The organism is Herbidospora yilanensis (assembly GCF_001570565.1).
GTDB classification, from domain to species: Bacteria; Actinomycetota; Actinomycetes; order Streptosporangiales; family Streptosporangiaceae; genus Herbidospora; species Herbidospora yilanensis.
In genome coordinates this window covers 154,803-166,228 of the sequence record NZ_BBXE01000033.1, presented here as the reverse complement: position 1 = coordinate 166,228, position 11,426 = coordinate 154,803, and the positions used below count along the sequence as shown (strand labels likewise).

The 11,426-nt window shown below is 69.4% G+C and carries 12 protein-coding genes and 1 tRNA gene; 3 read left to right on the top strand and 10 right to left on the bottom strand.

Annotated features, from left to right (window positions below; all coding sequences use genetic code 11):
* Nucleotides 1-716: 716 nt before the first annotated feature.
* Both AW273_RS26690 and AW273_RS26685 read left to right on the top strand, forming a co-directional pair.
* A complete protein-coding gene (locus tag AW273_RS26690; RefSeq protein WP_083950073.1) occupies nucleotides 717-1,016 on the top strand; it encodes a peptidase inhibitor family I36 protein in 300 nt (99 codons plus the stop codon).
* Nucleotides 1,017-1,366: 350 nt separating this feature from the next.
* Nucleotides 1,367-1,582, top strand: a complete 216-nt coding sequence (locus tag AW273_RS26685; protein WP_062353667.1) for a hypothetical protein — start codon at nucleotides 1,367-1,369, stop codon at nucleotides 1,580-1,582.
* A 157-nt stretch (nucleotides 1,583-1,739) separates the two neighbouring features.
* On the opposite strand, the gene AW273_RS26680 is transcribed toward AW273_RS26685, so the two are convergent.
* From AW273_RS26680 to AW273_RS26635, 10 genes are all read right to left on the bottom strand, one after another.
* Entirely contained in the window at nucleotides 1,740-2,114 is a 375-nt protein-coding gene (locus AW273_RS26680; protein WP_062353664.1) for a hypothetical protein, read from the bottom strand.
* 1,161 nt (nucleotides 2,115-3,275) lie between these two features.
* Nucleotides 3,276-4,112 carry an alpha/beta fold hydrolase gene (locus AW273_RS26675; RefSeq protein ID WP_062353661.1) on the bottom strand — a complete coding sequence of 279 codons (837 nt, stop codon included), beginning with the start codon at nucleotides 4,110-4,112 and terminating at the stop codon, nucleotides 3,276-3,278.
* A 336-nt stretch (nucleotides 4,113-4,448) separates the two neighbouring features.
* Nucleotides 4,449-4,619 carry a hypothetical protein gene (locus AW273_RS26670; RefSeq protein ID WP_157556174.1) on the bottom strand — a complete coding sequence of 57 codons (171 nt, stop codon included), beginning with the start codon at nucleotides 4,617-4,619 and terminating at the stop codon, nucleotides 4,449-4,451.
* Nucleotides 4,620-4,930: 311 nt separating this feature from the next.
* Nucleotides 4,931-5,002: transfer RNA gene (locus AW273_RS26665), tRNA-Val, on the bottom strand.
* A gap of 33 nt (nucleotides 5,003-5,035) precedes the next feature.
* Nucleotides 5,036-5,965: a quinone oxidoreductase family protein gene (locus AW273_RS26660; RefSeq protein ID WP_232327607.1), complete on the bottom strand. Its 930-nt coding sequence runs from the start codon at nucleotides 5,963-5,965 to the stop codon at nucleotides 5,036-5,038.
* Nucleotides 5,962-6,324 (bottom strand): hypothetical protein, encoded by a 363-nt coding sequence (locus AW273_RS26655; protein ID WP_062353653.1) that lies wholly within the window; start codon nucleotides 6,322-6,324, stop codon nucleotides 5,962-5,964. Before AW273_RS26655 ends, AW273_RS26660 begins: the two co-directional genes overlap by 4 nt.
* A complete protein-coding gene (locus AW273_RS26650) occupies nucleotides 6,321-7,184 on the bottom strand; it encodes a DODA-type extradiol aromatic ring-opening family dioxygenase (RefSeq protein WP_062353650.1) in 864 nt (287 codons plus the stop codon). The genes AW273_RS26655 and AW273_RS26650 overlap by 4 nt, the downstream gene beginning before the upstream one ends.
* A 13-nt stretch (nucleotides 7,185-7,197) precedes the next feature.
* The gene (locus AW273_RS26645; RefSeq protein WP_062353647.1) at nucleotides 7,198-7,965 is read right to left on the bottom strand and encodes a citryl-CoA lyase; all 768 of its coding nucleotides are present in this window, start codon (nucleotides 7,963-7,965) and stop codon (nucleotides 7,198-7,200) included.
* Complete coding sequence (locus AW273_RS26640) at nucleotides 7,953-9,059, bottom strand: CaiB/BaiF CoA transferase family protein (protein WP_062353643.1); 1,107 nt, start codon at nucleotides 9,057-9,059, stop codon at nucleotides 7,953-7,955. Before AW273_RS26640 ends, AW273_RS26645 begins: the two co-directional genes overlap by 13 nt.
* Before the next feature lie 69 nt (nucleotides 9,060-9,128).
* Entirely contained in the window at nucleotides 9,129-9,938 is an 810-nt protein-coding gene (locus tag AW273_RS26635; RefSeq protein WP_062353640.1) for an IclR family transcriptional regulator domain-containing protein, read from the bottom strand.
* Between the two features lie 118 nt (nucleotides 9,939-10,056).
* Here AW273_RS26635 and AW273_RS26630 point away from each other — a divergent pair.
* Nucleotides 10,057-11,426 (top strand): amidohydrolase family protein (locus AW273_RS26630; protein ID WP_063910109.1); only part of this gene is annotated, 1,370 nt, incomplete at its 3' end.

Here is an 11,426-nt window from a genome sequence, read left to right as displayed (position 1 = left end):
CACGGTGAGGGCCCTGTGACCGGTACCGGCACCTTCACCTCCATGCCCGACCCCGAACTCCTCAGCGCCTGCCCGACCTTTGGCTCGGCCGGCTTGGGGCTTGGGCTGGGTGCAGACTCGGAAGGTTGCTCCATCGGAGCGGCAGCCGGAGGGTTGGCGGTCGGCGCGGAGGGTTCGCTGGAGCAGGCGGCGGCGACAACGAGGAGGGCGAGGGCGGCGACGCGACGCATCTGATGCTCCGGAGGTCAGGGGATGAACGCCATGATGACGGGCCCGGCCCGCCGCCTGGTTGCATCGGCTGGTGCCGCAGGTGCCGCCGAATGTCCTGATCGCCGGGCCGGCCCGCTCTATCTGTCATGAACGATGAACCCGCCCTCCGCTCTGCCGCCCGAGCTGCTCGCTGAGATGGGCCCCGGGGAGCACCTTGCCTACCTGCTGGCCTTGGACGAGGACCCGCCGCCAGCGTCCTGGTGGGCCGCCCTGCTGCTCGCCGCCAGGGCATAAGAGCCTGGCGTGTGGCCATGTCGAACCGCACGCCGGCCCACAGATCCCCGGCCCCACCTTTACCCCGCAGGCAACGCGACGCGCCCCCACCTCTGGTCTCAGGACCGGGGTGGGGGCGCGTCGTGTGAGACGGGCCCGGCCAGGGCCATGGACAGGGTCAAGGTGGCCAGTGCGGTCGCGATGATGCGCATCGGAGATCCTTTCGTCGGGGCCTGGCCGCCCCGGCACCCGCCTCTGCCGCCCAAACGGACCTCTGCTATCCCGGCTACATCTGTTTCTATCCCCAAGCCAACTTCCAGGGGGAAATGACCTCCCACTACAACCCCTGGTGGGGCAACTGCGGGCACATCCCCGGCGGCGGCACCGCGCGGTCGGTCGTCAACAACGACGACCAGACCTGGATCATGTACGCCGGGGAGTACGGCCGCAAAGTCTGCGCCGGCCCCGATATCGAGGTCCCGCCCGGAACTAGCAACGCTGACCTTGGATTCGACGCCACAAACTGGAACTGACGTGTCCGGCCCGGGGCTGTGACCGCTCCATACGTTGGGCCTCGTCCCAGCGGCTGGCGGACAGTGCAGAGCCCTTCACCGTCACGGTGAGGAGTTCTTTCGTCGTGCTCAGGAGTCGATCGTGTAGAGCCGGCCGGGCACCATGCCCGACCCGCCGTCGACCGGGCAGTCCTGACCGCCGCACTCCTCGTGGTCGACCGGGTTGTCCTTGTCTACTCCGGAGGCATGAGGATGAGACGCCCTCCCTTTCGGAGAGGCGTGCAGCGTCTTCGTTGTTCCCGCACATAATCGCAGGTCAGATACATTGTGGCGTGGCAGTCTGGCGTGGGCCTCGCGGTATCGAGGTGGAAGTGATCGTGCTAGGTAAGGCCGCGCGCCTCCGCGTCACCCAGGTCCTCGGCGGCCGGCGCTGGCACGTCGCCAATCACCGAACGATCCGCGAGGTCGAGCAGCACGTCGACCTGGCCGACCTGGTCGAGGTCATCGCGTTCCCGGCCGGGCCGGTCGCGGGTCTTGCCGACGCCACCTCAAAGGACCTCGCCGGACTGCGCGCACCACGGGGGTAGAGATGGCCGACTTCGAGCTCCCGAACGACTTGGTCGAGCTCCAGCAGAGGTTCTTCGAGGCCGAGGAGAAGATCGGGTGGGCCGACGGCGAGGAGTTCCGGCGCGGTTGGGTGGCTGCTCGGTCACCGGAGTCCTCTGGAATCCCGCCAGAACGTGCTCATATCGCGGTCACCTGGACCGTCCACGGGCACGGCGCCGACACCTCGATCACGAACGTGCCCACCTCGGTGCGCTGGACGCGCTCGTCGATCTGGTCGCCGCGGTCGTTGGCCAGGCCGTCGACATATCGCGTTCCGTCCAGCAGGGTGAGGCCGATCCCTCCGGCTCCCTCGGGGACCGCGGTGCCGGCGCAGTTCAGCGTGTAGTGGAGCTCCCACGGGCCCGCCGTGATGAACGGGTCGGTCTTCCCGGCGGCGCTGCCCGAGACCGAGAGCCGGACGCCGGCTACCTCCGGTAGGGGAGTCGGCGGAGCCTCCTCGACGACCGCGGGCTGGTCGGACTGAGGTGTGGAGAAGGCGGCCTGAGGCTCCACATGAGTCGCTGTGGGAGTCGTCGTGCTGAAGACGACCGTAAGCGCGGCCACCCCCAAGGCGCCGAAGGCGAGTACGCCGACAACGATTATGGCCAGGGGTGCGATCTCGGACCAGCGGTTGGACATGTGGGGGTGACGCGCCTGATGATCGACCGGTTGTCCGGCGTGACCTGATCGAATTTGGGCGGGGTAACGGTCGCCCGTTAAATGATGTCGCCGAGCGTGCGCCTTTCCCCGGCCCTGAGAGCTCGTTCAGCAGCGGTGCTCGCCGCATATCGGTCGACCATCAATCTTGAACGCCAGCCGGTCAGGCACATGAGCTCCTTTGCGCAGGCAGTGGGCACCATACTGGACGTATGTCGGGGTATTTGCCTCCTGGAGTGGACGTGGTGAGGTCGCCAGGCCTCGACCGCGAGCCGTTTCAGCACCCAATTGCTGGCGGGTTTATGAGTGGGACTGGCTGGCCGGGCGGGCTCGACGAGAAGCCGGGCTAGCTGGGCTGAAGACTGCGCTAATGGGCTGGGCCCGCTGGTTCGCGACGACTTGGCTGCCCCTCTTGACTACCGGACTTTCGTCGAGAGGATCTTTCCGGCAAATCACTTCTTAAGGATCTCCGTGCCCGATTTCCGCACATCACGAAGGTTCACCCGGCCGCCATCCGGCTGATCAGGCTCCAGGCGCACCTGCTGCCGCCGGTCCATCGGTCGCGCTACAAGGAGGAACTCGCGGCGGAGCTCGAAAGTCTCGCCGGGGCGAAGGTGACGAGGGCGGCACAGGTCGTGTACGCCATCCAGCAGTTACGCCGTGTGTGGGCACTACGGGCTGCCCTTCAGGCTCCCGACCGGCCTCGTTTCCATCGGATGCGCCGCGCCGCCTGTTGGATGCCGGCCACGCAGGTCAGCACCTGGGTGCCCGTCCTCGGTCTGCTGCTGGGCGGCGGTCACCTTCATCGTGCTCAGTGGTTCCGGGTACGCGCTCGTGGTCGAGAAGCTGCGCGGGCGCCGGGGCGTCGAGGTGAAACGGCGCCGACGTCCAGAGATCGAGTAGTCCTGGATCGTCGAATTCGGCGGACGAAGATCATGGAACATAACTGTTCCGCACTGTCCGCCGGACGACTTCTATCTCGTTCGGTGCTTTGACCATGATCAAAGCACAGCCTGTTCAGATCTGTCGGCGGAGCCAGTCCAGGGCCCCTTCTGCGTGGCCGGCGATCGTGAAGTGGCTGGCGTCCGTGTGGAGCCGTAGTTCGGCGGTGGGGCAGTGGGCTGCCAGCCAGGTCCCGTGTGAGGCGGGGATGACCCGGTCCGCGGTGCCGTGCAGGAGCAGGACGGGAGCGCTGATCGTGCCGGGGTCGCAGCCCCAGGCGTGGGTGTAGGAGACGTCGTCGTCGATCTGGCCGTAGGGACCAGCAGTCAGGGCCGGTTCGCTCACCTTGCCCAGCCAGCCCCACGGGCCCTCGAAGAAGGCGAGATCGGTCGCGGTGAACTCGCAGTCGTAGGCGAAGTCCGACTCTTCCAGCGCCGCTCGCACCTCGCGGCCCGCCGCCGCCGTGCCCAGGGCGGCCACCCCGGACGGGATCATCCCGGCGAACCAGTCGAGCCCCTCCGCGCCGTAGGGGGCGATACCGGCCAGGCTCAGCACCGCCCGGACGCGATCACCCAGGACGGCGGCACAGCCCAGAGCGTACGTCCCGCCGCCGGAGTACCCCACCACGGCGAACCGGCCGATGCCCAGCGCGTCCGCGACGGCTGCCGTGTCGGTGGCGACCGAGGCGACGGTGCGGCCCTGCGCGACGGCGGACCGGCCGTAGCCGGGGCGATCGAACGACACCCAGCGCAGCCCCAGCCGGTCGGCCGCGGCGAAGAGCGGCTCGGGGGGTGCCCCCAGGTTGGGGGTGCCGTGATGCCACAGAACCGGCAGCAGCTCGCTCCCCGCCGGGGCGGTGTCGTACACGTGCAGCGTGCGGCCCCCGGCCACCTCGACGTCCAGCTCGATCATGCCGTGATGGTAAACGACCGCGCCTTTTAGAGCGCGGGCGGTGATATTGCGACTTGTGCGGTCAGCTCTCCAAGAGAGGTACGCCGAGGTCTTCCAGTAGGTCATTGATGGCGGGGTCGGCGGCGTGGAGGACGACACCACGCATGGCGCGAGTGGCCAGCACGCGTAGGTGTGGCGGACCAGGGTGTCGAAGTCATGGGCGCTGTTTTGGTGAGCACGCCTCGGTTCTTCTCGGCCAGCCACAGCTGGGGGAGTCGGCCCACTTTTGCTTGGTCCGCTCCCGCAGATAGCGGTCGAGGGCGAGCGCCCCCTTCCGGCTGATCGTGACCACCCGGATCATCGGAGATCCAAGTCCAGATCATCCACGGTCAGTCCGGCCAGTTCCGCTCGCCGAACTCGGGCATCCATGAACATGTAGATGATCGCGAGATCTCGTCGGTTCACGAACTCCTTGCCCTGGCAGGACCTGAGCAGAGCGCCCAACTGCTCCTGCCGCAGCACGGTCACCGGTTGCATGCCCGCCGGCCGTTACCGCGCACATTGTGCAAGGGGACAAGATCGCGGATTGCACGGTACTCGGCGATCTCCGCTGCCTGCCTTATGGCTGACCATTCGAAGAAACAGGTCGTCGGTCACGCCTACATAGAGGATCTCACCCTTTCGGCCGTAGATCCGACAGGTGTAGCTGCTGGCGCCGCGCGACGGATGGGATCGGGGCCATAAGCAGACGATCTTGACCAGGCGAGTGGTCGCTCAGCGATGTGGCGATTGGGAAAGACAAAACCCTCCACCTAATCATGCAGGTGAAGGGCTATTTGTGGGCGGTACTGGGTTCGAACCAGTGACCCCTCGCTTGTAAGGCGAGTGCTCTACCGCTGAGCTAACCGCCCCGGACCGCTTACACCTTACGGCACTCCCACGGCCTAAGGCACCTCGGTAACCCGCACGACCGCGCGCCCGCCCCGCGTACCCTCCCAAGCCGTCCCGACATCATCAAGCCCCACCACATGGTGATCAACCGCCAGCTCCCCGCGCGCGGCGAACCCGAAGACCGCCTCAAGCGCCGCAGCCCGGTCCTCCCTGCTGACCGCGTTGTTCGAGTACCCCAGCACCGAAACCGCCCGGCTCCGCAACGCGGCGGAGGAGAACGTCGCCGAGTCGGACGCGGACCCGCCCAGGTTCACCAGCCGGCCCCCAGGCGCGAGGACCTGGAGGGCCGCCGCTGCGGGTTCCCCGAACACCGGGTCGATCACCACGTCGGCGGCCCCGATCGCCTCGCGAAGGCGGGCGGCCAGCGTCGGCACCGGCTCCAGGGGGACGCATCCCGGTCCGGGCCTCCGGGACACCCCCACCACGTCACCCGCGCCCAGCAGCCGGGCCGCCCGCAGCGCCACCTGGCCCACGGTCCCGCCGGCCCCCAGGACCACCACTCTCTCCCCAGGTGAAAGCCGGGCCCGCCAGGTCAACGCCAGCCAGGCCGCCACGGCCGACAGGCCCAGGGAGGCCGCCGCGACGTCGTCGCAGCCGTCGGGCAGGCGTACCAGATCGGCGGACGGCACCGCGCAGACCTCGGCCAGGCTGCCGTCGCCCGGAGCCATCCCGGCCGACGTGGGGAACCACACCCGCTCCCCGGACGGGGTGATCCCGACCCCCTGTACCCCGGGCACGTAGGGCAGCGCGGGCTCGCCGAAGTACGACGTCCCGGTCGCGCACAGCAGGTCAAGTGGGGTGATCGGCGCGCAGGTGACGGTTACGAGAACGTCCCCGGCCCCCGCAAGAGGCCGGGGGACGTTCCGTATCACCGGCGGGCGGCCGCAGGTCTCGATCAGGGCCGCCCGCATCGGTGAGCTCATGTGGCGATGTCCGGATAGGGGAGCGAGAAGTGGGAGAGCCGGGCGGCGTACTCCTTCTGGAACGCCAGTGGCTCCTCGTAGTCGCGCTCGAACATCGCGATGAACAGCGTCAGCGTCAGGAACGGGTGGGCGCCCAGCTCGAACAGCTTCACGTAGTCGTGGCCGGCCAGCGCCTCCCGCTCCACGTCGTCGAAGGTCAGCCACGTGCTGGCCTCGCCGCCGTGGCAGTTGAGGATCTCGTTGGCGATGGTCGACTCCCACCAGGCCACCGTCTCGTGTGGCGCGGAGCGGTAGCGCTCGACCAGGTCGGGGTCGCGGTCGACGGTGAACAGGAACTTGTTCAGCAGGTATTTGCTCATGCCGGGACCCCGTTCGGATACCAGGTGAAGTAGGCCTCCATCGTGTGGAACAGGTCGAGCGAGTCGGCGTAGTCGGCCTTGGCGCCCTCTCCGGCCACGCCCATCATGAGCATGAAGTCCATGAAGCCGTGGGTGGCGTTGCCGGGGGTCCACAGGGAGTCGAGGGTGACCTCGGCCAGGGCCCGTTCGATGTCGCCGGAGGCGATCCACTCGACGGCCTTGCGGTCGAACTCCGGGTCGGGGCCGTGCGGGCCGAACTGCCTCGGGCCGCCGAGTTCGAGCGACAGGTGGCCGGTGCCGATCACGGCGACCCGCAGGTCGGAGGGCCAGGTGTCGATCAGGCGCCTGATGGCGTGGCCCAGTTCGACGAAGCGGGCCGGTCTCGGCAGGGGCGGGGCGAAGATGTTGGTGTAGATCGGCACGATCGGCAGGTCGGCCTCGGGGCGCAGCGTGATGATCGGGCACGTGATGCTGTGGTCGATCCGCAGCTCATTGGAGAAGGCCAGGTCGAAGCCCTCGTCGAGGCCGCCGCGCAGGATGTGGGACGACAGCTCCTCGTGGCCGCGCAGCAGCATGCGGGGCAGGCCGAACTCGCGTTCCTCGTTGTACCAGTTGGCGTCGTAGAAGGGCGCCTTGCCCACCAGGAACTGCGGCATGTTGTCGAGCCACAACTGGTGGAAGTGGTCGGAGCCGACCATGACCAGCACATCGGCGCGGGCGCGGGTCAGGGTCTCGCGGAAGGCCGTGATCTTGGCGACCCACTCGTCGGCGAACGGCGGGCGTTCCTCCGGGGGCGCGGTGCTGGCCTTGTAGTAGAACGGGTGGTGCGTGGACGCGATCACGGCGGCCAGTGTTGCCATGCGGGCACCTTCTCTACGGTTCGTACGTCGCGTTCCGGTCGACGGTCAGGTAGACATCCATGCCGATGGGGCGGCGGCGCTCCTCGGCCAGGTGACCGAGCAGGCCGGCGGCGCGGGCCAGCAGGGCGAAGCCGCGCAGCAGGTCGACCGGGAGGCCGAGGTCGGCCAGGGCCGCCCCGCAGACCCCGGCGCCGTTCAGCGGGAGTCTGCGGCCCAGCACCTCGGGGTGCACCCGTCCGATGGCCTCGAACAGCGCCAGATGGGGGCCGAAGACCCCTTCTTCGCGGGCCAGGGCGAACAGCACGGGGGTGCGGGGGTCCTCCTCCTTGTGGACCGGGTGTCCCAGGCCGGGGATCAGCCGCTTCTCGGCGCGTGCCTCGCGTACGGCCTCCAGCGCCACGTTGTCCCAACAGTCGTCCCCGTTGGAGAACTCGACCAACTCGTGGAGGAAGCGCCCCGCGTCCTCGGTCACGCCGAGGAACCGGGACCCGCCGCCGAGCAGCCCGGCGGCCAGCGCCCCCTGGACGCTCTCGGGGGCGCTCAGCAGTGTCAGCCGGGCGGCGATGGCCGTCGGGGTGAAGCCGTGGTCGGCCAGGGCGACCAGGACCGCCTCGAACACCCGGGTTTCCCCGGGCGTGGGGCGGCGTCCGGCCACGAGCCAGAAGGCCAGTTCCCCGAAGCCGACCTTGCCCATCAGGTCGTGGGCCAGGTCGTGCCCGAGCAGGCTGATGGAGTCGGCGTCGGACGTGCCGATGCCGGTGGGAAAGTTCAACGCAGCCACTTCCTGATCTCGTCTCCGTGCTCGTCCAGGGCGGGCGGCGGCAGCCGGTAGCCCGCCGGAGTGCCGGAGAAGCGGATGGGATGCCGTACCGACGGTACGCCGCCCGGTTCCACCACCGGCTCCAGGCCCAAACTCTCGGCCAGCGCGACCCCTTCGGTCACCGTGTTGATCGGGCCGCAGGCCACCCCCGCCGCGCTGAGCTCGGCGAACAGGTCGGCTCGCGTCCGCTTCCTCAGCTCCGCGACCAGCAGCGGTTTCAGCTCGGCCCGGTTCGCCGTCCGGTCTCGGGTACGCGCGAAGCGCGCGTCCTCGGCCAGTTCGGGCACCCCGAGGACCTCGCACAGTTTCCGGAACTGCCCGTCGTTGCCCGCGGCGATGATCAGGTCGCCGTCGGCGCACTCCAGCGGCTCGTAGGGGAACAGCGACGGGTGCGCGTTCCCCATCCGGTGGGGCGTGACCTCCCCGGCCACCACGGCACTCGAATGGTTCACCAGCGCCGACAGGGCCGACGACATGAGGTTGACCTCGACCCGCTGGCCGCCGCCGGCGTAGAGGGCGGCGAGGATGCCCGACACGGCGTGCAGGCCCGTGATCACGTCGAACACCGACATGCCCGCCCGGTAGGGCGGACCGTCGGCCGAACCGGTGAGGCTCATCAGCCCCGAGACCGCCTGCACGATCAGGTCATACCCCGGCAGATGGGCGCCGCCCTCGGCGCCGAAGCCGGTGATGGACGCGTACACCACCTTGGGGTTGCGCTCCCGGACCGCCGGATAGTCGAGCCCGTAGGAGGACAGGCCGCCGGGCTTGAAGTTCTCGATGAAGACGTCGGCTCGGGCGGAGAGCTCGTGGGCCAGCGCCTGGTCGGCGGGGTCTTTCAGGTCGAGGGCGACCGAGCGCTTGCCCCGGTTCACCCCGAGGTAGTACGTCGAGACGCCGTCGCGCTCGGGGGGCAGCCAGTTGCGGGTGTCGTCGCCGCCGGGCGCCTCGACCTTGATGACGTCGGCGCCCATGTCGGCCAGCAACATCGTGGCGTAGGGCCCGGCGAGCACCCGGGAGAAATCGGCCACGAGGATGCCGTCGAGTGCGCCCATGAGGTCCCTTCGTCCGTCACGCGGACAATCGTCCGCGAGCCCGAGTCTGGTCGGGCGGCGAAGGTGATGTCAAGCGGGCACCTGTGCGGTCGACTGGGGGATCGACTCGTGGAGGGCCACGTCGGCGCCGATCGCGCCGGCCGTGCGGAGCAGCGCGGGCAGGAACTCCTCGGTCAGCCTCTCCATCGAGGTCTCGGCCGAGTGGGCGTTCACGTTGATCGCCGCGATCACCCTCCCGTGGCCGTCGCGCAGCGGCGCGGCCACCGAGCGGATGCCCGGCGCGAGCTGCTCGTCGGTCACCGCCCAGCCGCTGGCCCTGACCGCGCGCAGCGCCGCGTGGCGTTCCTCGGCCGAGGGGCGCCAGCGCGGCGTGATGCCCGACTGGCTCGGCGTCTCCAGGACCGCATCGGCCTCGGCGGCCGGCAGGGCCGCCAGCAGCACCTTGCCCAGCGACGTCTGGAGCGCCGGGAACCGGGTGCCGATGCGCACCGACAGGGTGACGATCTTGGGCACCGCGACCCGGGCGACGTAGACGATGTCGGAGCCGTCGAGCTGCGCGATCGAGCACGACTCGCGGGTCAGCGCCGAGAGTTGTTCGAGGTGGGGCCGGGCGATCTCCCACAGGCCCATCGAGTGGACGTAGGCGACCCCGAGCTCCAGCACGCGCGGAGTGAGCGCGAAGCCGCCCTCGGCGGCCCTGACGTAGCCGAGCTCCTCCAGGGTCAGCAGGATGCGGCGGGCGGTCGGGCGGGCCAGTCCGGCCGCCGTGGCGACCTCGGTGAGGGTCATCACCCGCTGGCGCGGGCCGAACGCCTTGATCACATCGAGCCCCCTGGCCAGCGCCTCGATGAAGTCGGGTCCGGTGTCCTTGCGTGGCATGGGTCGACTTTAGACGGCCCGGAGTGTCTTGACATCGGCGAAGGGGGCTCGCATTGTTGCATTCACATTTCCGCGACCGCCAGGCGGACGTTGGTCCGCGACTCTGGGAGGCAGCTCTATGCCCATCGTCCTCCGCAACGGACTCGTGCTGACAATGGACGACCGGCGAACCGTGCTGGCGCGCGGCGACGTGCTGGCCGACGGGGAGACGATCGTCGCGGTCGGGCCGGATCTGGAGGTGCCGGAGGGCGCCGAGGAGATCGACGCGTCCGGCGGCATCGTCATGCCGGGCATGATCGACACCCACCGCCACCTGTGGCAGACCGCGATGCGCGGCTACGGCGCCGACTGGACTCTCACCCAGTACTTCGTCTGGTACTACCTCGAATGGGGCAAGAGGTTCCGGCCCCAGGACGTCTACGCCGGCAACCTGCTGGGCGGCGTCGAGGCCCTCGACGCCGGGGTCACCACCACCGTCGACTGGTCGCACGGGCTCCAGACCGTCGACCACGCCGAGGCGGCCGTCGACGCGCTGGAGGCGGTCCCGGGGCGGTTCGTGCTCGCGTACGGCAACATTCAGCAGGCCCCCTGGGACTGGGCGCCCTCCGCCGGCCTGCGCGACTTCATCGGCCGGCGGTCATGGGGCGACATGCTGGGCCTCCAGCTCGCCTTCGACGTCACCGGCGACCCCGCCTTCCCCGAGAAGGCCGCCTTCGAGGCCGCCCGCGACCTCGGGCTCCCCGTGACCACCCACGCGGGCGTGTGGGGTGCGACCAACGACGACGGCATCCGGCTCATGTACGAGAACGGCTTCATGACGCCCGAGACCACCTACGTGCACGCGGCGACGCTCAGTCCCGACTCCTACCACCGCATCGCCGCCACCGGCGGTTCGGTGTCGGTCTCGACCGAGAGCGAGCAGAGCGCCGGGCAGGGCTACCCGCCCACGTGGCAGCTCCGGCACCACGGCATCCCCGTGTCGCTCTCGATGGACACCAGCGTGTGGTGGAGCGGCGACCTGTTCTCCGCCATGCGGGCCACCCTGGGCGCCGACCGGTCCCGCGAGCACCTGGAGGCTCATCTCAGGTCGGAGACCGTGACGCACTGCCATCTGCGGGCCGAGCAGGTCGTCGAGTGGGCCACCCGGGGCGGCGCGGCGGCCCTGGGCCTCTCGGACAAGATCGGCAGCCTGGAGCCCGGGAAGAAGGCCGACATCGTCCTGATCAAGAACGACGCCTCGCCCGTCATGTTCCCGATCCTCAACCCCTACGGCCACATCGCCTTCCAGGCCCAGCGCGGCGACGTGCACACCGTGCTGGTGAACGGCCGGGTCGTGAAGCGCGACGGCCGAGTCGACGGCGTCGACGCCGCCCGCGCGGCCGTCACCCAGACGGTCGACCACCTGATGAGCGAACTGGGCGACGCCTGGCTCTCCGGAATGAACCCCGACATCCCGGAGACCAAGATTCTGGACAACCCCTACATGTA